Here is a 22,998-nt window from a genome sequence, read left to right on the forward strand (position 1 = left end):
GTCAGGGCTTCCATTCCAGAAAACGGGCCAGCAGCTCCAGCCCGTAGGACTGGCTCTTTTCGGGGTGGAACTGCACCCCCAGGATGTTCTCGCGCGCCACGGCCGCGACGATTCCGCCGCCGTGGTCGGTCATCGCCGCCACGTCCGCGCCCGCTTCGGGCACGAAGTGGTACGAATGCAGGAAATAGGCCTCGCCCGGCTCGATCAGGCCCGCCGCCGGCGCGCCGGCGTGGTGCGCGGGGGCCACGTCGTTCCAGCCCATGTGCGGCACCTTGATCGCGGGATCGGTCGGTTCGATCAGGCGGACCTCGCCGCCGATCCAGCCCAGCCCCGGCGTCACGCCGTGCTCCACGCCGCGATCGGCCAGCAGTTGCATCCCCACGCAGATGCCCAGGAACGGCGCGCCGCCCACCAGCACGCGCTCGCGCAGCGCCGCGACCAGCCCCGGCACCGCCTCCAGCGCCTCGATGCAGGCCTTGAACGCGCCCACGCCGGGCAACACGATGCGGTCCGCCGCCCGCACCACGTCGGGATCGGCGGTGACCGCGACGCCATCCGCCCCCGCCGCCTTCAGCGCGTTGGCCACCGACCGCAGGTTGCCGGCGCCGTAGTCGACCAGCGCGAGGACTTCAGCCACCGAGGATGCCTTTGGTGGACGGCACCGCATCGCCCTTGCGCGGATCGATTTCCACCGCCTGCCGCATGGCGCGGGCGAAGCCCTTGTAAATGCCTTCGATGATGTGGTGGTTGTTCGAACCGTAGAGCGATTCGATGTGCAGGGTGATGCCGGCCGCCTGGCTCACCGACTGGAACCAGTGCTCGAACAGCTCGGTGTCCATCTCGCCCAGGCGCGGCTGGGTGAACGCGGCCTTCCACACCAGCACCGGGCGCCCCGAAATGTCGAGCGCGACGCGGCACAGCGCCTCGTCCATCGGCGAATAAGCGGTGCCGTAGCGGGCGATGCCCTTCTTGTCGCCCAGCGCCTGGGTGATCGCCTGGCCCAGCGCGATGGCGCTGTCCTCGGTGGTGTGGTGCTGGTCCACGTGCAGGTCGCCCACCACGCGCATCGTCACGTCGATCAGCGAATGACGCGAGAACTGTTCGACCATGTGATCGAGGAAGCCGATGCCGGTCGACACGTCATAGGCGCCCGTGCCGTCGAGGTTGACCGAAACCGCGATGTCGGTTTCCGCCGTCTTGCGCGCGACCGATCCGGTACGGGACTGCTGCATGGTTTGGTCCTGTGCTGTCTGGGCCTGCGTATCCGAGGCGGACTCAACTGCGCCGCCTATAGGCGGGTGCGAACGAGAATCAATCTTTGCGCGCAACAAGGCCGCATGGAGACATGCCCTCTTGACCGCGCGGGCGGCCAAGGCCAGTTGTGGCGACGATGAACGATACGCCCGACAGCCTGATCCCCTATGACGAGATCGTGCAGGAGGCCCTGCGCGCCGTCGTCGGCCGCGTGCTGGGCGAAGTGGAAGCCTCCGGCGGCTCGCTGCCCGGCAACCACCATTTCTATATCACCTTCAAGACCCAGGCGCCCGGCGTCTCGATCCCGGCGCGCCTGAAGGAGCGCTTCCCCGACGAGATGACGATCGTGCTCCAGAACAAGTTCTGGGACCTGAAGGTGGAAAGCGACCGGTTCAGCGTGGGGCTCAGCTTCAACCAGGTGCCCGCCATGCTCGACATCCCGTTCAGCGCGATCACCGCCTTCGTCGATCCGGCGGTGGATTTCGGCCTCCAGTTCCAGGCGATCGCCGACAGCGACGACGAACCGCACGAAAGCGCCGAGAACGATTCGCCGGAACAGGCGGACGGCCCGGCCGTTGAACGCAACGAGGACGGGTCCAACGTGGTGACGGTGGATTTCGGCCGCAAGAAATAGCGGCGGGGCCTGGCGCAGGAGGTCGGCCCCGGCGGGAATACCGAAGGGCAAGACATGACGATCAGGGACAAGCTGGCGAAGATCAAACCCACGCGGATCGCGGGGAAGGCGGCGGAAAAGGCCGCCGGCGCCGTGCGCGATGAAGCCACCAAGACTGCCGGCTCCAAGACTACCGGCCCAAGCATTCCCGGCCCCAGCACCAACGCCATGACCAATCTGATCCTGGCCGACATCGCGCTGCGGGCCGGCGGCGCGCTGCTGCGGCGCGGCGTGGAACGCGGGCTGCTGGGCAACAGGACCGGCGCCGCCAGGGCCAAGAAGATCATCCGCGGCCGCACCATGGGCGAAACGCTGATCGGCACCGCGCTGGCCCGCGTCGCCACGCGCTCGGTGCCGGGCGCGATCGTGGTCGGCGGCGGCCTGCTGGCCAAGACGCTGTACGATCGCCGGCACGTCAAATCCGCGAAGGCGGAAGGCGAGGCGGCCGTGGACGCGAAGGCGGAAAAGGGCGCGAAGGAATAGCGCGCTCGGTCCGCTTGCGGCCGTCAGCGAAGCCGGGCCGAAAGCTCCATCAGCTCCAGCCGGTTGCCGAACGGATCATCGACATAGGCGTGCTGGTAGCCATCGCGCGAGGCCTCGTCGCGGATCACGTGGCAGCCGGCATGCTCCAGCTTCCGCACCACATCGCCGAGATGCGACACGATGAACGCCACGTGGGCCTTGTGGACGGCGCGAAAGTCCGGATCGGCGCTCAGATGGACTTTCACGGCATCGCGTTCGAACCAGCAGCCACCCAGCTTCGCCAGATGCGGCGGCTTGGGCACTTCACGAATGCCCAGCACGTCGCGGTAGAACGCCCGCGCGCGGTCCTCTCCGCCGGGCGGCATCGCCAGTTGCACGTGATCGAGCCTCTGAATGTCCATCCACTGCTCCCCGTTCGCGGCCCGGTCATGCTCTTATAGCGGCCTTGACCACCGCCTTGTCCATGCGCCACTAGCACGCATGGCCGACAACACCACGCATACCACGGATACGCTCCATCGCAGGGGGCTGATGTTCATCCTGTCATCGCCATCGGGCGCGGGCAAGACGACGATCGCGCGCAAGCTGCTGGACGAGGACGACGAGATCGCGATGTCGGTGTCCGTCACCACCCGGCCGATGCGGACGGGCGAAGTGGACGGCAAGGACTACTACTTCGTCAGCCAGCCCGAATTCGACCGCATGGTGGAGGAAAGCGCGTTCTACGAATGGGCGCATGTCTTCGGCAACAGCTATGGCACGCCCAAGGCGCAGATCCGCGCGGGCCTGAAGGAAGGGCGCGATTTCCTGTTTGACATCGACTGGCAGGGCACGCAGCAGCTTTACCAGAAGGCCGAAACCGATGTGGTGCGCGTGTTCATCCTGCCGCCCAGCCTGGACGAGCTGCACCGCCGCCTGACCGGGCGCGGCACCGACAGCGCCGAAGTGATTGCCAGCCGCATGGCCCGCGCCCAGGCGGAGATCAGCCACTGGGACGGCTACGACTACGTCGTGGTCAACGACGACGTGCAGAGCTGCTTCGACAAGGTGAAGCAGATTCTCGCCGCCGAACGCATGAAGCGCGCGCGCCAGACCGGGCTGATCGGCTTCGTCCGCGAACTGATGCGGGGATAGAACCCGGGCATGGGCAGGCGGCGCAGGCTGATCCTCTTCGCGGCGCTGGCCGCGGTGGCGCTGGCCGCGGTGGCGCTCTTCGCCTGGCGCAGCGCCGTGTCCGATCCGGTCGAACGGCGGATCACCATCCGCCTGCCGTCCCCCGCGCTGCGCGCGCGGCCGCTGCGGCTGGCGCTGGTTTCGGACATCCATCTGCCCGCCATCGCGATGACGCCGGACCGGCTCGACCGGATCGTCCGCCAGATCAACCGCGCCCGGCCCGACGCGATCCTGCTCGCCGGCGATTTCGTCAACGGCCGCAAGCCGCGCGATGCCGCGTTCCGGCCCGATCTCCTCACCGCCCCGCTGGCGCGGCTGCGCGCGCCGCTGGGGGTCTATGCGGTGCCGGGAAACCACGATCACTGGACCGATATCAACCGCGTGACCGCCGCGCTGCAAGCGGCGGGCATCACGGTCCTGGCCAACGATGCCAAGGCGCTGGGACCGATCACGCTGGTCGGCATCGACGATGATCTGACCGGCTACGCCGATGTCGATACGGCGATGCAACTGGCCCGCGCTGCCGGCCGCGGCATTCCGATCGCGATCACGCACACGCCCGATGTCGCTCCCACGCTGCCGCCCGATGTGCCGCTGATGCTGGCCGGGCACACCCATTGCGGGCAGATCGTGCTGCCCGTGCTGGGATCGCTGGCGCTGTATTCCCCGTTCGACGAACGGCGCCCCTTCGATCCGCACTATCGCTGCGGCGTGATCGCCGATCCCGGCCGAACCGTCATCGTCACCGCCGGGGTCGGCGCGGGCGAAGTGCCGTTCCGCCTGGGCGCGCCGCCGGACTGGTGGATGGTGACGCTGGCGGGGCGGTGACCATCACCGCCCCTGCCGGTCAATGCCTGGCCGATCAGTGTCCCGAAGGATCGGCGAATTCGCTGGGGATCCAGGCGTTGACGATGCCGCCATCGATCGGGATCGTCGTCCCGACCACATAATCACCCGCGCGGCTGGCCAGATAGATCGCGCCACCGGCGATGTCCTCTGTGCCGCCGATCCGGCCGGACGGGATGCCGCGCGCCGATTCCTCCGGCTTGCGCGCCGCCACCTTGTTCATTTCCGAAGGGTAGGCGCCGGGCGCGATGCAGGTGACGACGATGTTGTCCCTGATCAGCCGCGCCGCCATGCGCCGGGTCAGGTGGACCACCGCCGCCTTCGACGCCTGATAGCTGTACGTTTCCCAGGGGTTGATCCGCATCCCGTCGATCGAGGCGATGTTGATGACCTTGGCCGGCTGCCCCGCCGACGCGGCCGCCTTGAGCAGCCCGTGCAGCTTCTGCGTGAGGAAGAACGGCGTCTTGACGTTCAGGTTCATCACCTTGTCCCAGCCGCCTTCGGGGAAGTCTTCGAAGTCCGCTCCCCACGCCACGCCGGCGTTGTTGACCAGGATGTCGATCTTCGGCTCCAGCTTCGCCAGATCCTCGGCCAGCGCCTCGATCCCGGCAAGCGTGGAGATGTCGCCCGGCAGCGCGATCACGCGATCGCCCAGTTCGCGCGCGGTTTCCTCCACCACGGCCGCCTTGCGCGCGGTGATGTAAACCTTCGCGCAGCCGGCGGCGAGGAAACCCTCGGCCAGCATCCGGCCGATCCCACGCGATCCGCCGGTAATCACCGCCACGCGGCCTTCAAGGCTGAACAGCTTGCTGAAATCCATGTCAGTGCCTTTCGCTTTCCTTCCGCACGGGAAGGGCAATCAGGGTCAATATCCGCTCAGCTTCGCCACGCGCTCGGCATGGTAGAACTGGTCGCCGGTAAATTCGGACAGCGCGCGGTCGCGCTTCATGTAAAGGCCGATGTCGAACTCGTCGGTCATGCCCACGCCGCCGTGCATCTGCACGCCTTCGCGCACCGCCAGGTTGCAGACCTTGCCCGCCTTGGCCTTGGCCACGGCGACCATCAGCTCCGCCTTGTCGGAGCCGGCATCGAGCAATTGCTGCGCCTTGATCACGGCGGCCTCGGCGATCTCGATTTCGGAATAGAGATGCGCGGCGCGGTGCTGCAGCGCCTGGAACTCGCCGATCAGCTGGCCGAACTGCTTGCGCGTCTTGAGATAGGCCGTGGTGATGTCGAACGCGCCGGAAGCAACGCCGGTCTGCTCCGCCGCCGCGCCGACGCGGCCGGCATCGAGCACCCGGTTCAGCAGGGCGCGGCCGCCATCGACCTCGCCGATCACGCAATCGCCATCCAGCTCCACGTTGTCGAACGTGACGTGGCTGGCCATCGCGCTGTCGACCAGCCGCACCACGTCATGCCGCACGCCCGCGGCGTCCTTCGGCACCGCGAACAGGGTCACGCCATCGGCATCGTCGTCGCTGCCCGAGGTGCGCGCGGCCACGATCAGCGCATCGGCCGAGGCGCCGTGGACCACGAAGTCCTTGCGGCCCGAAAGGCGGAAGCCATTGCCCGCCTTCTCGGCGCGGCAGGCGATGCGTTCGGGCCGGTGCTTGGGGCCTTCGTCGATCGCGATGGCCAGCACCGTCTCGCCCGCGATCACGCCCGGCAGCCAGCGGCCGCGCAATTCGTCCGATCCGGCGGACAGCGCGGTTACGCCCATGACCGCCGTGGTCAGGAACGGCGAAGGGGTAAGATTGCGGCCGATTTCGGTGAGGACGATGCCAGCCTCGACATGGCCCATCGCCAGCCCGCCATCGGCTTCGGCGGCGAGAATGCCGGTCAGGCCCAGTTCGGCGAACTGCTTCCACAGCGCATGGCCGAACCCGTCCGGGCAGTTGATGTCGCGCCAGTGGCGCAACTGCTGCTTGATCCCGCCTTCGTCGGCCATGAAGCCGGTAACGGTTTCGGCGAGCATCGCCTGGTCTTCGGTATGGTAGAGCGGCATGTCGTTTGCTCCGTTTCCCCTCCCGCTTGCGGGAGGGGTCAGGGGTGGGCATAGGCTTGGGGGGGCGCCTCGTTCGGCCCACCCCCGGCCCCTCCCGCAAGCGGGAGGGGGGATCGAAGCGTCAGGCCCCCGGAAGGTCCAGGATGCGCTTGGCGATCACGTTGAGCATGACCTCGCTAGTGCCACCCTCGATCGAGTTCGCCTTGGTCCGCAGCCACGACCGCGCCGGCGTGCCGCCGCTGGTCGCTTCGCTTTCCCATTCCAGCGCGGTGCTGCCACCGGCCGCCATGAGCAGTTCGTGGCGGCGCTTGTTCAGCTCGGTGCCGGCGTACTTCATCATGTTGGGCTGCGCCGGATGCGCCTTGCCCACCTTGATCTCGTCGAGGAACTTCTCGCCCATCGCGGTATAGGCCAGCGCATCGACATCGAACTGCGCCAGTTCGGCGCGCAGGATCGGGTCTTCCAGCCCGTTCCGCGCGATCACCGCGCCGATCGTGGTCAGCCGGTCGCTGCCGCCCGCGCCCGAGATCATCTCGCGCTCGTGGCCCAGCAGGTATTTCGCCACGTCCCAGCCGCGGTTGAGCTGGCCGACGATCTGCGCCTTGGGCACCTTCACGTTGTCAAAGAATGTCTCGCAGAACGGTGAACTGCCCGAAATCAGCTTGATCGGCTTGGTGGTGACGCCGGGGCTTTCCATGTCGAACAGCAGGAAGGAAATGCCCTGGTACTTGTTGGTCTTGTCGGTGCGGACCAGGCAGAAGATCCAGTCGGCCTTGTCGGCATAGGAGGTCCAGATCTTCTGGCCGTTGACCACCCAGTGATCGCCCTTATCTTCGCCGAAGGTCTGGAGCGAGACGAGGTCGGAGCCCGATCCGGGTTCGGAATAGCCCTGGCACCAGCGGATTTCGCCGCGCGCGATCTGGCCCAGATAGTGGACCTTCTGCTCCTCGGTGCCGAACTTCAGCAGCGCCGGCCCCAGCATCCAGATGCCGAAGCTCGACAGCGGCGGGCGCGCGCCGATCCGGGCGCATTCCTCGCGCCAGACCTTCGCTTCGGCCGGCGACAGGCCCGCGCCGCCATAGGCCTTGGGCCAATCGGGCACGGTATAGCCCTTGGCCACGCAGCGTTCGAGCCAGTTCTTCTGCGCCGCGTTCTTGAACTGGAAGCGCCGTCCGCCCCAGCATACATCGCCTTCGTCGCGCACCGGTTCGCGCATTTCCGGCGGGCAGTTGGCTTCCAGCCACGCGCGGATTTCCTGACGGAAACTGTCCAGATCAGACATCTTCGGGCTCCTCTCTTAATCGCAAGGTTAAGGCGAGTCGCGATGCTTGCGCAAGCGCGGATTTCCAAGGGTTTGCGCGATGCAAGGATGCCGTAGCGTCAAGCGCCAAGGCATTGACGAAGGCCCATTCGCGCCTAAGCTTCCGGCCAAACAGACAGACCGGGACACGGTCCAGAACACAGGCCCGCCCGGGCCGGGAGAGAACCATGCGCTTCGAAGGAAAGACCGTTGTCGTAACGGGTGCCGCCTCGGGAATCGGCCGCGCCACCGCGCTCAAGTTTGCCGCGGAAGGCGCGCGCGTCTATGCGGCGGACATCGACGAACAGGGCCTTGCCGCGCTGGCGGCGACCACCAACGGCAGCATCGCCACCGCGCGGTGCGACGTGACCCGGACCGAGGACATCAAGGCGCTGATGGACCGCGCCGCCGCCGAAACCGGCGGAATCGACGTGGTGTTCAACAATGCCGGCGCGGGCGGCGATCGCGCCACGATCGACGAGATCGAGCCGGCCGGCTGGGACCGCACGATGGACCTGCTGCTGCGGTCGGTGGCGTTCGGCATCCGCTATGCCGTCCCGCACATGATCGGCCGCCCGGGCGCGGCGATCGTCAACACTTCCTCGGTCGCGGCGGTCGGGCCGGGCTATTCGCCCACCGCCTATGCCGTCGCCAAGGCCGGGGTGCTGCACCTGACCAAGTGCGCGGCGGCGGACCTCGCCAAACACCAGATCCGCGTCAACGCGGTGCAGCCGGGCTTCATCAACACCAACATCTTCACCCGTTCGCTGGAAATGCCGGCCGAACTGGAAGCGCAGGCCAAGGGCGCGATCGCGATGATGTCGCAAAGCGCTCAGCCGGTGGCGCGCGGCGGCCAGCCGGACGACATCTCGGACGCCGTGCTGTTCCTGGCCAGCGACGCGGCCGGCTTCGTCACCGGCACCTCGCTGATCGTCGATGGCGGCATCACCATCGGCCCGCGCCACAGCTGGGACCCCGCCATGCCGGGGATGTTCGACGCCCTGCAGCAGATGGCAGACGCCGGGCAGCCGGCGTGATCCCGATAGAAGGCCGCGTTCCGACGCGGACCGCGGCGTTTGCCGGGCTTGGCAGCGTGGCCTATGGGATCAAGGACAACGGCTTCTCCACCTTCCTGCTGCTGTTTTACAACCAGGTGCTGGGCATGGACGCCCGGCTCGTCAGCCTGGCGCTGCTGATCGCGCTGGTGTTCGACGGGCTCGTCGATCCGCTGGTCGGCCATGTCAGCGATCGCACGCGCACGCGTTTCGGCCGCCGCCTGCCGTTCCTCTACCTTGCCCCGATCCCGCTGGGGATCGCGTGGGTCCTGCTGTGGTCGCCCACCGGCGCGCCCAGTTTCGCCACGCTGCTGGTCTCGGCCATTCTCGTGCGCGGGCTGGTCGCGGCCTGCGAAGTGCCCTCGGCCGCGCTGGTCGCGGAAATCAGCCGCGATTACGACGAGCGCACCCGGCTTACCCGCTTCCGCTTCGTCTTCGCCTGGGGCGGCGGCCTGCTGATGCTGCTGCTGGCCTATGGCGTGTTCCTGCCCAACGCGATGCTGGCCCGCGAAGGTTATCGCGCGTTCGGCATCGCCGGGGCGATCCTGATGGCCGGCTGCGTGCTGGGTTCGGCCGTGGGCCTGCACCGCACTATCGCCGGCTGGCCGCCGCAACAGACCGCCCCCGGCAAGGGACTGCTCGGCTCGCTGGGCGAGATCCGCGAAAGCTTCTCGCACCCCGCCTGCCTGGTGGTGATGGCCGGCATCGCCTGCGCCATGACCAGCCAGGGCATCACCTTCGCGCTGTCGAACTACCTGTACCTCTACGTCTGGCGGTTCACGCCCACGGCGCTCCAGATCTTTCCGGTCGTGCTGTTCGGCAGCGTGATCGGCGCCTCGCTGCTCGCCGGCCCGGCGCAACGGCGCTGGGGCAAGGCGGGCGCGGTGGCGGCCACCGCGCCGCTGGGCATGCTGTTCTGGGTCGGCCCCCTGCTGCTGCGCTATTTCGATCTCTGGGCGGCGGACGGCAGCACGCCGGCGCTGGTGGCGATGTTCGTCTGCACGCTGCTGGCCAACACGTTCACGGTGACCTCCTCGATCGCGCTGTGGTCGATGGTGGCCGATGTGGTGGAAGCGTCGGAGGAACAGACCGGGCGCCGGTCCGAAGGGACGCTCTCGGCCGGGGCGTTCCTCGCCTCCAAGTGCGCTACCGGCCTGGGCATCTTCGCCGCCGGGCTGCTGCTCAGCTATGCGCAGTTGCAGCCCAACGCTCGGCCCGACGCGGTGCCGGCGCTGGTGATAGACAAGCTGAGCTTCGCCTACGCCGTCTGCACCGCCCTGCTCGCCATCGCGACCGCCACGATCGCGCTGCGCTTCCCGATCGATCGCGCCGCCCACGAAGCGCGGCTCGCCCTGCTCGACAAGCTGGCGCAGAGCGATCCCGACGCGGGAGGACTGCATCCTTAAAACCGATCCCCGAACCGGTTTTGCCCAGGATCAAGGCCCGCGTTAACCGCACGATTAGTTTTCGCTTGAATTCGCCCGATGCCCGGTGAATTCTTCCCGGACGCAAGGAGAGGACAGATGGATTTCGACCCCACAGAACGCCAGGTCTATTGGCGTGACCGCGTACGCCAGTTCATCGAGGGCCATGTCCGCCCGCGCAACGCGGAGTTCAAGGCCGAAAAGAACAGCGGCGATCGCTGGAAGGTGATCCAGGTCCTTGAGGAGGAAAAGGCCCGCGCCAAGGCGCAGGGCATCTGGAACCTGTTCATGCCGCCGCAGTCCGGCCGTGCCCATGTGGACGACAGCTTCACCTTCGAAGGCCCCGGCCTCACCAACCTCGAATACGCGCTCTGCGCCGAGGAAATGGGCCGCGTGGGCTGGGCCAGCGAAACCTTCAACTGCTCCGCGCCGGATACCGGCAACATGGAAGTGCTGCACCGCTACGGCACGCGCGACCAGAAGGACGAATGGCTCAAGCCGCTGATGAACGGCGAAATCCGTTCCGCCTTCCTGATGACCGAGCCGCAGGTCGCCTCATCCGACGCCACCAATATCGAAACCTCGATCCGCCGCGAAGGCGATGAATACGTCATCAACGGGCGCAAGTGGTGGTCCTCGGGCGCGGGCGATCCGCGCTGCAAGATCGCCATCGTCATGGGCAAGACCGATTTCGAGGCGAAGCGCCACCAGCAGCAGTCGATGGTGCTGATGCCGCTGGACGCGCCGGGCGTGACGATCGAGCGCTTCCTGCCGGTGTTCGGCTATGACGACGCGCCGCACGGCCACATGGAAATCCGGCTGGACAACGTGCGCATTCCGGCCTCGAACATCCTGCTGGGCGAAGGGCGCGGGTTCGAGATCGCGCAGGGCCGCCTCGGGCCGGGCCGCATCCACCACTGCATGCGCACGATCGGCGTGGCGGAAGAAGCCATCGCTAAGATGGCCAAGCGGCTGCAATCGCGCGTCGCCTTCGGCAAGCGCGTGTCCGAACATTCGATCTGGGAACAGCGCATCGCGCAGGCCCGCATCGACATCGACATGACCCGCCTGCTCTGCCTGAAGGCGGCGGACATGATGGACAAGGTGGGCAACAAGGCCGCCGCGCTGGAAATCGCGATGATCAAGGTGCAGGCCCCCAACATGGCGCTGCGCATCATCGACGATGCGATCCAGGCGCACGGCGGCGGCGGCGTTTCCGAAGACTTCGGCCTCGCTGAGAGCTATGCCCACATGCGCACGCTGCGGCTGGCCGACGGCCCGGACGAAGTTCACAACCGCGCCATCGCGCGCATCGAGTTCGCCCGCCACGCGGAAGGCCCGCAGGGCGATCGCGGCTTTAGCTCGGGCGATCTGGGCGTGGCGCGCTAGGCCTCTCTGGCGCCATCTTCCCCCTCCCGCACGCGGGAGGGGTTGGGGGTGGGCCGATCGGGCATTCCGCCGCAAACGCTCGCCCTGCTCCGTCCCGATGGGAACGCAAAGGAACAAGAACCATGAAAGCCGCCATTCTCGAAAAGCCTGGCCAGCCGCTGGAAATCGACCGGCTCGCCATCGCCAAGCCCGGCCCGCATGAGGTGCTGATCCGCACGGCGGCCTGCGGCCTGTGCCATTCGGACCTCCATTTCATCGAAGGCACCTATCCCCACCCGCTGCCCGCCGTGCCGGGCCATGAAGCCGCCGGCATCGTGGAGGCGGTGGGCAGCGAAGTCCGCACCGTGAAGAAGGGCGATGCGGTCGTCACCTGCCTGTCCGCCTTCTGCGGGCACTGCGAATTCTGCGTGACCGGCCGCATGGCGCTGTGCCTGGGCGGCGACACGCGGCGGGGCGCCGGCGAAGCGCCGCGCCTGACCCGCGCCAGCGACGGCAGCGCGGTCAACCAGATGCTCAACCTGTCCGCCTTCGCGGAAATGATGCTGGTGCACGAACACGCCTGCGTCGCGATCAATCCGGACATGCCGCTCGATCGCGCGGCGGTGATAGGCTGCGCGGTGACCACCGGCGCGGGCGCGGTGTTCAACGCCTGCAAGGTGACGCCGGGCGAAACCGTGGCCGTGGTCGGCTGCGGCGGCGTGGGCCTTGCCACGGTCAACGCCGCGAAGATCGCCGGCGCGGGGCGGATCATTGCCGCTGACCCGATGCCGGAAAAGCGCGAACTGGCGAAGAAGCTGGGCGCGACCGACGTGGTCGACGCCATGGCCCCCGATGCGGCCAAGCAAATCCTCGAACTGACCAGGGGCGGCGTCGATCACGCGATCGAGGCGGTGGGACGGCCGGCTTCGGGCGAACTCGCGGTCAAGTCGCTGCGCCGGGGTGGCACCGCCACGATCCTGGGCATGATGCCGCTGAACCACGCGGTCGCCCTGCCGGCGATGGACCTGCTTTCGGGCAAGAAGCTGCAAGGCGCGATCATGGGCATGAACCGCTTCCCGGTGGACCTGCCGCGCCTGGTCGATTTCTACATGCGCGGCCTGCTCGATCTCGACACGATCATTGCCGAGCGCATTCCGCTGGAAGGGATCAACGAAGGCTTCGAGAAGATGAAGCAGGGCCATTCCGCCCGTTCGGTGATCGTGTTCGACCAATGAGCGAACCGGCCCCGATCGACGCCCAGGCCGCCTTTACCGGAACGGTCGTGCCCGAAGGGGCCGACCGGCTCGACGAAGCGCGCCTGACCGAATGGTTCGCGGCCAACGTGGCGGGCTTCCGGGGGCCGCTGACGGTGCGCAAGTTCAAGGGCGGGCAATCCAACCCGACCTATCGCATCGACGCGCCGTCGGGCAGCTACGTGCTGCGGCGCAAGCCGTTCGGCAAGCTGCTGCCCTCCGCGCACGCGGTCGATCGCGAACACCGCGTCCAGGCCGGGCTGGCGAAGACCGGGTTCCCGGTGGCGCCGCAATACGGCCTGTGCACCGACGATTCGGTGGTCGGATCGATGTTCTACGTCATGAGCATGGTCGAAGGCCGCACGATCTGGGACGGCGCCATGCCCGGCGCCACGCCCGATTTCCGCCGCCAGACCTACCACGCCATGATCGACACGCTGGCGGCGCTGCACGGCGCGGACATCGCGGCGGCGGGGCTTTCGGATTTCGGCAAGCCCGGCAACTACTTCGGCCGGCAGGTCGATCGCTGGACCAAGCAGTACAAGCTGGCCGAAACCGAACACATGGACGTGATGGAGCGGCTGATCGCGTGGCTCCCCGCCACGCTGCCCGAACAGACGCGCACCTCGGTGGTCCACGGCGATTACCGCATCGACAACATGATCTTCGCGCCCACCGAGGCCCGCGTCGCCGCCGTGCTGGACTGGGAACTGTCCACGCTGGGCGATCCACTGGCCGATTTCACCTATGTCGCGCTCGCCTGGGTGACCGAGAACGGCGGCCGGTCGGGCGTGATGGACCTAGACCGCAAGGCGCTGGGCATTCCCGAACTGGACGAGATCGTCGAACGCTACTGCGCCGCCACCGGCCGCGATGGCGTGCCCGATCTGAACTGGTACTTCGCCTACAACTTCTTCCGCCTGGCCGGGATCATCCAGGGCATCAAGAAGCGCGTGATCGATGGCACCGCTTCCAGCGCGCATGCCCGGCAGATGTCGGAACGGGTCACGCCGCTCGCCGAAACGGCGTGGTCCTTCGCGGTCAAGGCCGGGGCCTGACCGTTACGTAACCAGGAACCAAAGCGGCGGTCCCGCGTAGATTGGCATCGCAACAGGAAAGCGCCGCGCATCCCCAGAGGATGCGCCGGCCGCAACCCGGAAAGGATGCCAATCATGCTGATGACAATCGCCGTCGTGCTGCTCGTTCTGTGGCTGCTCGGCGTGTTCGTGTTCAAGATCACCGCGGGCCTGATCCATGTGGTGCTGGTGGTGGCGATCATCGTCGGCCTCGTCCAGCTGTTCACCGGTCGCAGAGCCTAGCCGGAGTCTGAACCAATTGTAACCGGCACGGTCCTCTGCCAACGGGGGTTCACCCCGCGCGCGGCAGCGGCTACACCGGTTACATATGCAACAGCTTTCAGCGACAGAACGCGATCTCGTCGGCCGCTTCAACGCCGACGCCATGCTTTCGCAAGTGCAGGCGTGGAGCGCGGTCAACACCGGCACGCGCAATCTGGAAGGGCTGGCTCGGCAGTGGGATCTGCTGGCGGAGGCCTTTTCCGATCTGCCGGGAGATATCCGCAAGGTTGAACCCGCGCGGGTGACCGCCATCGCGGCGGACGGGCGCGAGGAAGACGTGGGCCACGGGGCTCATTTCGTGCTCTCGGTCCGCCCACAGGCCGCGCGGCGCTATCTGCTGACCGGGCACATGGACACCGTGTTCCCGGCCATCCACGCCTTCCAGCAGCAGCGCTGGCTGGACGACGAGACGCTTAACGGCCCCGGCGTTGCCGACATGAAAGGCGGGATCGCGGTGATCCTGGCCGCGCTCGCCGCGTTCGAAACCAGCGTGGCGGCCGGCAACGTCGGCTACGACGTGATGATCAACTCGGACGAGGAGACCGGCAGCCTCGCCTCCGCCGCGCTGATCGCGGAACTGGCGCGCGGCAAGGCGGCGGCGCTGACCTATGAACCCTCTGCCTTGCCCGATGGCACGCTGGCCGGCGCGCGCGCGGGCAGCGGCAACTTTTCGCTGATCATCACCGGCCGCTCCGCCCACGCCGGGCGCAATCCGCAGGACGGGCGCAACGCGATCGTCGCGGCCGCCGATCTCGCCCTGCGGCTCAAGCACATGGAAACGGCCACGCTTTCGGTCAATCCCGCGCGGATCGACGGCGGTTCGGCCAACAACGTGGTGCCCGATCACGCGGTGCTGCGCTTCAACATTCGCCCGCGCGCGGTGACCGATGCCGATCGCTTCGCCGTGGCGCTGCGCGGCCTGATCGCCGAGATCGAGCGCGAGCATGAAGTCTCCATCCACCTCCACGGTGGCCTCTCGCGTCCGCCCAAGCCGCTCGATCCCCCGGCCGAGGCGCTGTTCGGGCTGGTCCGCGATTGCGGCGCGGCGCTGGGGCAACCGATCCGCTGGCAAAGTTCGGGCGGGGTCTGCGATGGCAACAACATCGCCGCGCTGGGCGTGCCCGTGGTGGACACGATGGGTGTGCGCGGCGGCGCGATCCATTCGCCCGACGAATTCCTGATCGTATCCTCGCTGGCGGAACGCGCGGCCTTGTCCGCGCTGGTCCTTCACCGGCTTTCCGGAGGCAACTGACCGTCATGACGCACCGTATCCGCGCCGCCAGCGCGCAGGACCTCCAGCACTTGTACGAGATGGCCAAGCTGACCGGCGGCGGCTTCACCAACCTGCCGCCCGACCGCAAGGCGCTGCAGGCCAAGCTCGACCGCTCGGCCGAAGCCTATGGCACCGAGGAAACGGGCGGCGACGAACTGTTCGTGCTGGTGCTGGAGGACATCGAGACCGGCGAAGTGCGCGGCACCGCGCAGCTGTTCACGCGCGTCGGTCTGCAGTGGCCGTTCTATTCCTATCGCATGGCCACGCTGACCCAGCATTCCAAGGAACTGGGCCGCACCTTCCGCGCCGAAATGCTCAACCTCGTCACCGATCTCGAAGGGTCGAGCGAGGTCGGCGGGCTGTTCCTGCACCCGTCCGAGCGCGCCGGTGGCCTCGGCATGTTGCTGGCGCGCAGCCGCTACCTGTTCATCGCCATGCACCGCCCGCGTTTTTCCGACCGCATCCTGGCCGAATTGCGCGGCATCATCGACGAACGCGGCGGATCGCCTTTCTGGGATGGCGTAGCCGGGCGCTTCTTCGGCATGAGCTTCCAGGAAGCGGACTATTTCAACGCCATCAACGGCAACCAGTTCATCGCCGATCTGATGCCCAAGCACCCGGTCTATATCGCGATGCTGCCCGATTCGGCGCGCAGCGCGATCGGCCTGCCCCACCCCTCCGGCCGTGCCGCGATGCGCATGCTGGAAGGCGAAGGCTTTGCCAACGAAGGCTATTTCGACATCTTCGATGGCGGCCCGACGATGACCGCGCGCACCGACCGGGTGAAATCGATCGCCGAGGCGCGCCATGTGCAAGTGGCGCGGGTCTGCCCGCCCGACAATCCGAAGAAGGCGCTCGCCGCCACCGGCCACCTTTCCACCTTCCGCTGCACCTTCGCGGAAATCGGGGAGGATGGTGACGGGGTGACGCTCGATCCCATGGCCGCCGCCGCGCTGGACGTGCGCGAGGGCGACATGATCTGGCATGTGGAACGCTAAGGCCGCGCGAACCGGACGGAGTCTCCTGTGAAACTGGTGGAAATCAACTTCGACGGCATCGTCGGCCCGAGCCACAACTACGCGGGGCTGAGCCTTGGCAACCTCGCCTCGGCCAGCCACGCCGGCGATGTCTCCTATCCCCGCGCCGCCGCGCTGCAGGGCGTGGCCAAGATGCGGCACAACCTGGCGCTGGGGCTGGCGCAGGGCTTCTTCGCGCCGCTGCCCCGGCCCAATCCCGCGCTGCTGGACGCCATGGGCCTGACCGCGATCGACGAAGGCGATCCGGTGCAGCGTCGGCTGCGCGCGGCGGCGTGGTCGGCCTCGTCGATGTGGACCGCCAACGCCGCCACCGTCAGCCCCGCGCCCGATACCGCCGACGGGCGCTGCCACCTGACCCCCGCCAACCTCGTGACGATGCTCCACCGCTCGCAGGAATGGCCGGACACCGCGCGCCAGCTCGCGCTCGCCTTTGCCGACACGGCGCACTTCGCGCTCCACGGCGCGGTTCCGCCGTGCTTCGGCGATGAAGGCGCGGCCAACCACATGCGCATGGCCGCGCGACATGACGCACCGGGCATCGAGATCTTCGTCTATGGCCGCACCGGCGGCGCGTTTCCGGCGCGCCAGCACGAACAGGCGAGCCGCGCTGTCGCCCGGCTGCACGGACTCGATCCGGACCGCGCGCTGTTCATCGAGCAGGCGCCCGAGGCGATCGCCGCCGGCGCCTTCCACAACGACGTGGTCGCCGTCGCCAACGAACGCGTGCTGTTCACCCACGAACAGGCCTTCGCCGATCCCGAAGGCGCCTATGCCGCGATCCGCGCGAAACTGCCCGAGGCGGAGATCGTGATCGTGCCGGCCGCCGCGGTGAGCCTGGCCGACGCGATCCGCAGCTATCTGTTCAACGCGCAGCTGCTGACGCTGCCCGATGGCGACATGGGCCTGGTGATCCCGCTGGAAGCCTGGGAGAATCCCGCCGTGCGCGGCTGGCTGGACGGGATGCTGGCGGGCAACGGCCCGATCCGCCGCGTGCTGCCGGTGGACGTGCGGCAATCGATGGCCAACGGCGGCGGCCCCGCCTGCCTGCGGCTGCGCGTGGTGGCCGATCCCGCCACGGTCGATCCGCGCTTCCTGCTGGACGAGGCGAAGGCCGACCGGATCGAGGCCACGATCGCCCGGCTCTGGCCCGAACAGATCGACCCGGCCGATCTCGGCCGCGAAACGCTCGTCACCACGGTGCGCGCGGCGCGGGCCGGTCTGCTTGATGCGCTGGAGCTTGACGCACTGGCCTGACCCCGCAGCGGGATCACTCCCACATTGGAACATCGGGACCCGCAGATTTCCGTACCTGTCGCCGCGTTTTACAGTTACCATCCGGTTAACCTTGCTCGTCCCCGGAAATCCGGGGCTGGCACGATGATTGCTGACTGGTGGTTGTAAAATGGCGCCGGCCGTCCCCGCAGAGAAGGACGCAGCGGCGCAGGGGATAACAATGTTCGGAAAGCTCGGTCGTCTTTTCGTCATCAAGACACGCTTCGAAGCCTGCGCCATCATCTATGCGCTGGCGTTGGGCGCGGTCGAGCGCGGGCAGGTTTACCTGTCGGTCTATCCCGGATTCGGGGGCAAGCTGCTGTTCCTGGCCTGCACCACCGCCGTGTTCATGGCCGGATCGAAGATCTTCGACTGCCTGCGCCACGAACAGGCTGCCAGGCTGCGGCTATAGCGCCAGACGGTTCCACCCCGGCATCGTCATTGCGAGCGCAGCGAAGCAATCCAGAGTCCCACGTGCCGCTCTGGATTGCCACGGGGCTTCGTCCCTCGCAATGACTAAGCCAGGGAATACCTCACGCGCTACAGCACGCGCCAGACCCACAGCTTGATGCCCAGCGGAAAGCGCGCGCCCGAACAGATGAAGATCGAGCGGTTCATCCATTCGTACCGGCCCTTGGGCGCGATGAATTCCGGCACCGTGCGGAAATAGTATTCCGCCGGGTCCACCGCGTCCCCGGCGGCGAGCCGCTGCATCACCTCGGGCGGGCCGTGGCGCAGGCCACGGTTGCGGATCTGGATGACCACGCCGTCGTCGGTCTCCAGCGCGTAGATCGCGTCGGCCACCGTCACTCCGTCGGGGCGGGTCAGTTGCCAGTCCGCCGCGTTGCCGACCAGCTTTCCGCTGATCAGCGGCCCTTCCACGCGCCCGCCGCCCACGATCGGGATGATCCGCCGCGTCCCGTCATAGGTTTCGCCGATGGGACGCGGCGGTTCGAGATCGCCGGTGGCCTCGTAAACGAATTCGAGGCCCGGCGGACTTACCGGCGGATTCACGCGGCCGCCGCTTCGAGCAGGCCGATGTCTTCGGCATTGGCCCAGTTGCCGTGCAAGCCGAAGCGCAGGCGGATGGGAACGTTGATCGTGGCGATAGGCCCCTTCTCGATAGCGAGCGCGTCGAAGATCAGCAGATCGCTGCGCTGTTCCTCCAGCCGGTTGCAGACCTGCACGATCCAGCCATCGCCTTCGGGCGCGTCTTTGGAGCGGGGGACGAACGCCGGCTCCTGCAGGCTGCTGACCGGGCCGCACCACCAGTGCTGTTCGGCACCGGTCTCGAAGTCCTTGAGGAACAGGCAGTTCATCAACGCGCCGGCGGCGCTGCCGCCGCGCAGCTCGACCGGGCGCTTCATGTCCATCTCCAGCCCCCAGCCGTAGCGCGTCTTGCGACCGGTGAAGCGATCGTCGATGCGCGGAAACTCGCTGGCGGTGTCGGTAAGCTGCCGGATTTCGGCGAAATCCTCGCTGTTCGAGGCCATATCGACCACCCAGTCGGTCAGCCGGCTCATCGCTTCCATTCCGTTGAACGGCGCGCCGTGCACGTCGGGGAAGAACGGGAACATGTTGTTCTTGGCCTCGGGCACGATGAAGTGGATCTTGGTGCCTTCCTGCCAGGCGTTCAGCACGTGGCTGGCGAAGCAGTTGTCGCGCTTGAACCAGCGGATGTCGGCATCGGTCACGCCATCGCGGCGGGGGATGATTCCCAGATAGACCGGCAGCGTCGTGTCGAAGCCGAAGTGCGGCTTACCCTGTTCCAGCCGTTCCCAGCTGCCGATCGAGGGCACGATGTGCAGCACCAGGTAATCCTCGGTGATGCCGAAGTCATGCATCATGCAGTAATAGGGCACCTTGAACCAGATCTCGCGCACCAGTTCGCCCGCCGGGCTGATCTCCATGTAGGTCACGTCGTCGGTGCACAGGCCCGATGCGGCATAGCCGATCGCCACCATGTTGCCGCTCGCCGGGTCCACCTTGGGATGCGCGGTGAAGGTCTGCCCGGTCATCTTGCCGCCGAACTTCTCGAAGCCGAAGCTCTCCATCGTCGCCGGGTCCATGACCAGCGCGGGGCTGTCCTCCTTCATCGCCCACAGCTTGCCGCCGAAGATGAAGGCGTTGGTGTTGGCGGTGGAGCGGATCTCGCCCTTCACGCTCTCGTCGTCGGTCAGCGGGTTGCGATAGGCGCCGAACAGCGCCTTGCCGGCCTCGTTCTCCAGCTTCCACTTGTCGGTCTTCGCCCAGCGCTGGCGGAAATCGCACTGGCCATCGTGGATGTGGAAACGGGTGATCATGCCATCGCCGTTGAAGGCGATGTCGTCCCCCAGCCGCGGCGGAAATTGCGGGTCGGGCTGGACGCGGTAGAATGCGCCGTTTAACTCCTGCGGAATCGTGCCTTCGTGGGCCAGATCGGCGATATCCGCCTCCACCCGCGACGGCGTGTTGAAGCCCGTGAAACTCGGGGTTTTTGGAAATTCGGCCATGGCATCCTCCTTGTGATATTTGTATGCTACACAAACAAATAAGCAAGGGGCATCGGGGGTGGATGCATTGATCAAGGACAAATTCGTGGACGCGATTACGCCGGCCGAGCCGGAATCCGGCGATATCGGCGCGATCAACGACATCCTGGGGTTCCACATCCGCCTGGCCCACGGTGCCTGCCTGCGCCACTTTACCGAGACATTTACCGATCTCGATCTGACGCAGAAGCAGGTTTCGGTGCTGTGGCTGGTCGATGACCATCCCGGCATCGCCCAGACCGATCTGGCGCAGCGCCTGCGCATGGACCGCGCGACGACGATGGCGATCATCAACCGGCTTCAGGCCAAGCACCTCCTGCGCCGCGACCGTTCGCCCAGGGACGGGCGCAAGCAGGCGCTCTATCTGGAGCCGGCCGGGGTGGAAATGCTGGCCAGCGCCAAGCGCGCGATCGGCGAGCACGAAGCCTGGGTCAAAAGCCGCTTCAGCGATCGCGAGGTGAAGATCCTGCTGGAATTGCTGGCGCGCATTCACGAATGAGTTATAAGAAATAACAGTTTCGGCGCCGGCAGGGACCGATCTGGCGCGAAGGGGAGAGTGATGGCCGATACGAGCACCGATCCACGCAGCATCCTCGACGATGCCCCGATGACCGCACGGCAATGGATCGCGGTTGTCATCACGATCTTCCTCAACGCGCTGGACGGCTTCGACGTGCTGTCGAGCGCCTTTGCCGGCCCCGGCATCAAGAAGGAATGGCACCTCGCCCCCGACGGGCTGGGCGCGGTGCTGTCGATGGAACTGATCGGCATGGGCCTCGGCTCGCTGCTGCTGGGCGGCGCGGCCGACCGCTTCGGCCGGCGCCGGACCACGCTGGGCTGCCTGCTGCTGATGGTGGTGGGCATGTTCATGGCGACCACCGCCACGTCGCCGGTCGGCCTTTCGATCTGGCGCATCATCACCGGCCTCGGCATCGGCGGGATGCTGGCCGCGATCAACGCGATCGCCTTCGAGCTTTCCAGCCGCAAGGCGCGCAGCATGGCGATGTCGCTGATGGTGATCGGCTATCCGCTCGGCGCGTTCCTGGGCGGCCTGGTCGCGGCGCAATTGCTGAAAGCGCACGACTGGCGTTCGGTGTTCCTGTTCGGCGGGACGATGACCGCCATCTGCCTGCCGCTGGTGTGGTTCCTCGTGCCCGAAACGCCGGCGTGGCTGATGCGCGCCCGGCCCGCCGGCGCGCTGGAGAAGATCAACCGCGCGCTCGCCGCGCTGGGCCAGCCGGCGATCGGCGCGCTGCCCCCGCCGGCGCCGCACGAGCAGAAGGCCAGCCTGGCCGACATCTTCAGCCCCGCGCTGCGCAAGGCCACCCTGATCCTCTCGCTCGGCTATGCCGCCCACGCGCTGACGTTCTACTACATCCTCAAGATGACGCCCTCGATCATGTCCGATCCGCAGTTCGCCGGGCAGAATTTCACGCAGGCGCAGGGCGCGGGCGTGCTGGCCTACGCCAACCTTGGCGGCGCGATCGGCGGCGCGGCGTTCGGCTGGTTCATGCACCGCTTCGGGGTGAAGCAGGCGACGCTGGCGGCGCTGGCGCTGTCGGTGCTGCTGGTCGCGCGCTTCGGCTTCGGCGCCAACAGCCTGATGGGCTGGACGCTCGCGGTGGTCTCGGTCGGCCTGTTCACCAATTCGGCGATCGTCGGCTTCTACACCGCCTTCGCCGCCGTCTATCCCACGCACGTCAAGGCCACCGGCACCGGCTTTGCGCTCAGCATCGGCCGCGCCGGGGCGGCGCTTTCGCCCTATCTCGCGGGCACGCTGTTCAAGGCCCAGCTCGGGCTGATGACGGTCTCAATCATCATGGCCGCCGGTTCGCTGCTCGCGCTCGCGCTGATGCTGTTCCTGCCGCTGCGGCGCGATCAGCACTGATCGCGGCCGCGGGCAGGCCCGGCGCTCACATCGCGGAAATGCCGCCGTCCAGCTTCAGTTCGGCGCCGGTCATGAAGCGGCTTTCGTCGCTGGCGAGGTAGAGCACGCCCGCCGCGATGTCGTCGGGCTGGCCCACGCGGCCCAGCGGGATCTGCCGCGCCAGCTTGCCCATCACCACGTCCTTGTCGAGATTGGCGTTGGTGGCGATGCCATCGAGGATCGGCGTGTCGACGAACGTCGGGTGGACCGAATTGCAGCGCACGTCCCAGCCGCGCTTGGCGCAATAGAGCGCCACCGACTTCGACAGCATCCACACCGCTGCCTTGCTGGCGTTGTAGCCGGGCATCGTGTCCGACGCGATCAGGCCGGCGATCGAGCTGATGTTGACGATCGATCCCGGCTGGTTGTCCTTCAGCAGCGGCAGCGCCTTCTGGCAGCCCAGGAACACGCTGTCGACGTTGATGGCGAAGCCGCGCCGCCAGTCTTCCAGCGTGCAGGTCTCGATATTGCCGCGCACGCCCACGCCGGCGTTGTTGACCAGCACCGAAAGCCCGCCGAGCGCTTCGCCCGCCAGCGCGATCGCCGCGTCCCAGTCGTCGGGGCTGGTCACGTCGTGGCGGATCGCGAAAGCGGTGCCCGCGCCCAGCTCGGCGTTGATCGCCTCGGCCTGCGCCGCCGCTCCCGCGCCGTTGATGTCGGTCAGCAGCACCTTCGCGCCCTCGCGCGCCAGCATCCATGACTGCGCCGCGCCCAAGCCCTGTGCCGCGCCGGTTACCAGCGCCTTCTTCCCCTGAACCCTGCCCAT

Annotated in this window: 25 protein-coding genes; 16 read left to right on the forward strand and 9 right to left on the reverse strand. The window is 67.4% G+C overall.

Annotated elements, in window-relative coordinates; genetic code table 11:
- Position 1: 1 nt before the first annotated feature.
- Positions 2 to 637, reverse strand: coding sequence for an imidazole glycerol phosphate synthase subunit HisH (gene hisH / locus FA702_RS09020; protein ID WP_136955872.1), 636 nt, complete (start codon positions 635 to 637; stop codon positions 2 to 4).
- A complete protein-coding gene (hisB, locus tag FA702_RS09025; protein WP_124810166.1) occupies positions 630 to 1,232 on the reverse strand; it encodes an imidazoleglycerol-phosphate dehydratase HisB in 603 nt (200 codons plus the stop codon). Before hisB ends, hisH begins: the two co-directional genes overlap by 8 nt.
- Positions 1,233 to 1,390: 158 nt before the next feature.
- Between hisB and FA702_RS09030 the strand changes: the two genes are divergently transcribed.
- Complete coding sequence (locus FA702_RS09030) at positions 1,391 to 1,888, forward strand: SspB family protein (RefSeq protein ID WP_136955873.1); 498 nt, start codon at positions 1,391 to 1,393, stop codon at positions 1,886 to 1,888.
- 54 nt (positions 1,889 to 1,942) lie between these two features.
- Complete coding sequence (locus FA702_RS09035; protein ID WP_136955874.1) at positions 1,943 to 2,410, forward strand: hypothetical protein; 468 nt, start codon at positions 1,943 to 1,945, stop codon at positions 2,408 to 2,410.
- Positions 2,411 to 2,433: 23 nt separating this feature from the next.
- Here the strand turns inward: FA702_RS09035 and FA702_RS09040 are convergent, their stop codons facing one another.
- Positions 2,434 to 2,811: a VOC family protein gene (locus tag FA702_RS09040; protein ID WP_136955875.1), complete on the reverse strand. Its 378-nt coding sequence runs from the start codon at positions 2,809 to 2,811 to the stop codon at positions 2,434 to 2,436.
- Positions 2,812 to 2,890: 79 nt separating this feature from the next.
- Here FA702_RS09040 and gmk point away from each other — a divergent pair, with 79 nt between their 5' ends.
- Both gmk and FA702_RS09050 read left to right on the forward strand, forming a co-directional pair.
- Positions 2,891 to 3,544 (forward strand): guanylate kinase, encoded by a 654-nt coding sequence (gmk, locus tag FA702_RS09045; protein WP_136955876.1) that lies wholly within the window; start codon positions 2,891 to 2,893, stop codon positions 3,542 to 3,544.
- A 9-nt stretch (positions 3,545 to 3,553) separates the two neighbouring features.
- Positions 3,554 to 4,411: a metallophosphoesterase gene (locus FA702_RS09050; protein WP_136955877.1), complete on the forward strand. Its 858-nt coding sequence runs from the start codon at positions 3,554 to 3,556 to the stop codon at positions 4,409 to 4,411.
- A gap of 34 nt (positions 4,412 to 4,445) precedes the next feature.
- Here FA702_RS09050 and FA702_RS09055 read toward each other — a convergent pair whose 3' ends face one another.
- The 3 genes from FA702_RS09055 to FA702_RS09065 form a co-directional block, all read right to left on the reverse strand.
- A complete protein-coding gene (locus FA702_RS09055) occupies positions 4,446 to 5,249 on the reverse strand; it encodes an SDR family oxidoreductase (protein WP_136955878.1) in 804 nt (267 codons plus the stop codon).
- Positions 5,250 to 5,294: 45 nt separating this feature from the next.
- Positions 5,295 to 6,434: an acyl-CoA dehydrogenase family protein gene (locus tag FA702_RS09060; RefSeq protein ID WP_136955879.1), complete on the reverse strand. Its 1,140-nt coding sequence runs from the start codon at positions 6,432 to 6,434 to the stop codon at positions 5,295 to 5,297.
- A gap of 121 nt (positions 6,435 to 6,555) precedes the next feature.
- Positions 6,556 to 7,716, reverse strand: a complete 1,161-nt coding sequence (locus tag FA702_RS09065) for an acyl-CoA dehydrogenase family protein (protein ID WP_136955880.1) — start codon at positions 7,714 to 7,716, stop codon at positions 6,556 to 6,558.
- Positions 7,717 to 7,922: 206 nt separating this feature from the next.
- Between FA702_RS09065 and FA702_RS09070 the strand changes: the two genes are divergently transcribed.
- The 10 genes from FA702_RS09070 (at position 7,923) to FA702_RS09115 (ending at position 18,186) form a co-directional block, all read left to right on the forward strand.
- Complete coding sequence (locus tag FA702_RS09070; RefSeq protein WP_136955881.1) at positions 7,923 to 8,771, forward strand: SDR family NAD(P)-dependent oxidoreductase; 849 nt, start codon at positions 7,923 to 7,925, stop codon at positions 8,769 to 8,771.
- Positions 8,768 to 10,195 (forward strand): MFS transporter, encoded by a 1,428-nt coding sequence (locus FA702_RS09075; RefSeq protein ID WP_168196037.1) that lies wholly within the window; start codon positions 8,768 to 8,770, stop codon positions 10,193 to 10,195. The genes FA702_RS09070 and FA702_RS09075 overlap by 4 nt, the downstream gene beginning before the upstream one ends.
- 117 nt (positions 10,196 to 10,312) lie before the next feature.
- Entirely contained in the window at positions 10,313 to 11,602 is a 1,290-nt protein-coding gene (locus FA702_RS09080; protein ID WP_136955883.1) for an acyl-CoA dehydrogenase family protein, read from the forward strand.
- 122 nt (positions 11,603 to 11,724) lie between these two features.
- A complete protein-coding gene (locus tag FA702_RS09085) occupies positions 11,725 to 12,816 on the forward strand; it encodes a Zn-dependent alcohol dehydrogenase (protein WP_136955884.1) in 1,092 nt (363 codons plus the stop codon).
- A complete protein-coding gene (locus tag FA702_RS09090; RefSeq protein WP_136955885.1) occupies positions 12,813 to 13,892 on the forward strand; it encodes a phosphotransferase family protein in 1,080 nt (359 codons plus the stop codon). Before FA702_RS09085 ends, FA702_RS09090 begins: the two co-directional genes overlap by 4 nt.
- 114 nt (positions 13,893 to 14,006) lie before the next feature.
- Entirely contained in the window at positions 14,007 to 14,153 is a 147-nt protein-coding gene (locus FA702_RS09095) for a lmo0937 family membrane protein (protein ID WP_136955886.1), read from the forward strand.
- 85 nt (positions 14,154 to 14,238) lie between these two features.
- On the forward strand, positions 14,239 to 15,444 hold the full coding sequence (locus tag FA702_RS09100; RefSeq protein WP_136955887.1) for a hydrolase: 1,206 nt from the start codon (positions 14,239 to 14,241) through the stop codon (positions 15,442 to 15,444).
- Between the two features lie 5 nt (positions 15,445 to 15,449).
- On the forward strand, positions 15,450 to 16,463 hold the full coding sequence (locus FA702_RS09105) for an arginine N-succinyltransferase (protein WP_136955888.1): 1,014 nt from the start codon (positions 15,450 to 15,452) through the stop codon (positions 16,461 to 16,463).
- A 27-nt stretch (positions 16,464 to 16,490) separates the two neighbouring features.
- Positions 16,491 to 17,756 carry an N-succinylarginine dihydrolase gene (locus FA702_RS09110; protein ID WP_136955889.1) on the forward strand — a complete coding sequence of 422 codons (1,266 nt, stop codon included), beginning with the start codon at positions 16,491 to 16,493 and terminating at the stop codon, positions 17,754 to 17,756.
- Positions 17,757 to 17,955: 199 nt separating this feature from the next.
- Complete coding sequence (locus FA702_RS09115; protein ID WP_136955890.1) at positions 17,956 to 18,186, forward strand: hypothetical protein; 231 nt, start codon at positions 17,956 to 17,958, stop codon at positions 18,184 to 18,186.
- 128 nt (positions 18,187 to 18,314) lie between these two features.
- Here FA702_RS09115 and FA702_RS09120 read toward each other — a convergent pair whose 3' ends face one another.
- Positions 18,315 to 18,788 carry a DUF3237 domain-containing protein gene (locus tag FA702_RS09120; protein ID WP_124810183.1) on the reverse strand — a complete coding sequence of 158 codons (474 nt, stop codon included), beginning with the start codon at positions 18,786 to 18,788 and terminating at the stop codon, positions 18,315 to 18,317.
- On the reverse strand, positions 18,785 to 20,266 hold the full coding sequence (locus tag FA702_RS09125) for a carotenoid oxygenase family protein (RefSeq protein WP_136955891.1): 1,482 nt from the start codon (positions 20,264 to 20,266) through the stop codon (positions 18,785 to 18,787). The genes FA702_RS09120 and FA702_RS09125 overlap by 4 nt, the downstream gene beginning before the upstream one ends.
- A gap of 85 nt (positions 20,267 to 20,351) precedes the next feature.
- Between FA702_RS09125 and FA702_RS09130 the strand changes: the two genes are divergently transcribed.
- Both FA702_RS09130 and FA702_RS09135 read left to right on the forward strand, forming a co-directional pair.
- Complete coding sequence (locus FA702_RS09130; protein WP_255504506.1) at positions 20,352 to 20,804, forward strand: MarR family winged helix-turn-helix transcriptional regulator; 453 nt, start codon at positions 20,352 to 20,354, stop codon at positions 20,802 to 20,804.
- Between the two features lie 60 nt (positions 20,805 to 20,864).
- Entirely contained in the window at positions 20,865 to 22,193 is a 1,329-nt protein-coding gene (locus tag FA702_RS09135; protein WP_136955892.1) for an MFS transporter, read from the forward strand.
- 25 nt (positions 22,194 to 22,218) lie between these two features.
- On the opposite strand, the gene FA702_RS09140 is transcribed toward FA702_RS09135, so the two are convergent.
- Positions 22,219 to 22,998 carry an SDR family oxidoreductase gene (locus tag FA702_RS09140; protein ID WP_136955893.1) on the reverse strand — a complete coding sequence of 260 codons (780 nt, stop codon included), beginning with the start codon at positions 22,996 to 22,998 and terminating at the stop codon, positions 22,219 to 22,221.

It is taken from the genome of Novosphingobium sp. EMRT-2 (genome assembly GCF_005145025.1).
Lineage (GTDB): Bacteria > Pseudomonadota > Alphaproteobacteria > Sphingomonadales > Sphingomonadaceae > Novosphingobium.

Coding starts and splice junctions, on each gene's coding strand:
- hisB (WP_124810166.1), bottom strand. CDS start 1,232: ATGCAGCAGTCCCGTACCGGATCGGTCGCGCGCAAGACGGCGGAAACC.
- FA702_RS09030 (WP_136955873.1), top strand. CDS start 1,391: ATGAACGATACGCCCGACAGCCTGATCCCCTATGACGAGATCGTGCAG.
- FA702_RS09035 (WP_136955874.1), top strand. CDS start 1,943: ATGACGATCAGGGACAAGCTGGCGAAGATCAAACCCACGCGGATCGCG.
- FA702_RS09040 (WP_136955875.1), bottom strand. CDS start 2,811: ATGGACATTCAGAGGCTCGATCACGTGCAACTGGCGATGCCGCCCGGC.
- gmk (WP_136955876.1), top strand. CDS start 2,891: ATGGCCGACAACACCACGCATACCACGGATACGCTCCATCGCAGGGGG.
- FA702_RS09050 (WP_136955877.1), top strand. CDS start 3,554: ATGGGCAGGCGGCGCAGGCTGATCCTCTTCGCGGCGCTGGCCGCGGTG.
- FA702_RS09055 (WP_136955878.1), bottom strand. CDS start 5,249: ATGGATTTCAGCAAGCTGTTCAGCCTTGAAGGCCGCGTGGCGGTGATT.
- FA702_RS09060 (WP_136955879.1), bottom strand. CDS start 6,434: ATGCCGCTCTACCATACCGAAGACCAGGCGATGCTCGCCGAAACCGTT.
- FA702_RS09065 (WP_136955880.1), bottom strand. CDS start 7,716: ATGTCTGATCTGGACAGTTTCCGTCAGGAAATCCGCGCGTGGCTGGAA.
- FA702_RS09070 (WP_136955881.1), top strand. CDS start 7,923: ATGCGCTTCGAAGGAAAGACCGTTGTCGTAACGGGTGCCGCCTCGGGA.
- FA702_RS09080 (WP_136955883.1), top strand. CDS start 10,313: ATGGATTTCGACCCCACAGAACGCCAGGTCTATTGGCGTGACCGCGTA.
- FA702_RS09085 (WP_136955884.1), top strand. CDS start 11,725: ATGAAAGCCGCCATTCTCGAAAAGCCTGGCCAGCCGCTGGAAATCGAC.
- FA702_RS09090 (WP_136955885.1), top strand. CDS start 12,813: ATGAGCGAACCGGCCCCGATCGACGCCCAGGCCGCCTTTACCGGAACG.
- FA702_RS09095 (WP_136955886.1), top strand. CDS start 14,007: ATGCTGATGACAATCGCCGTCGTGCTGCTCGTTCTGTGGCTGCTCGGC.
- FA702_RS09100 (WP_136955887.1), top strand. CDS start 14,239: ATGCAACAGCTTTCAGCGACAGAACGCGATCTCGTCGGCCGCTTCAAC.
- FA702_RS09105 (WP_136955888.1), top strand. CDS start 15,450: ATGACGCACCGTATCCGCGCCGCCAGCGCGCAGGACCTCCAGCACTTG.
- FA702_RS09115 (WP_136955890.1), top strand. CDS start 17,956: ATGTTCGGAAAGCTCGGTCGTCTTTTCGTCATCAAGACACGCTTCGAA.
- FA702_RS09125 (WP_136955891.1), bottom strand. CDS start 20,266: ATGGCCGAATTTCCAAAAACCCCGAGTTTCACGGGCTTCAACACGCCG.
- FA702_RS09135 (WP_136955892.1), top strand. CDS start 20,865: ATGGCCGATACGAGCACCGATCCACGCAGCATCCTCGACGATGCCCCG.
- FA702_RS09140 (WP_136955893.1), bottom strand. CDS start 22,998: ATGGGCAGGGTTCAGGGGAAGAAGGCGCTGGTAACCGGCGCGGCACAG.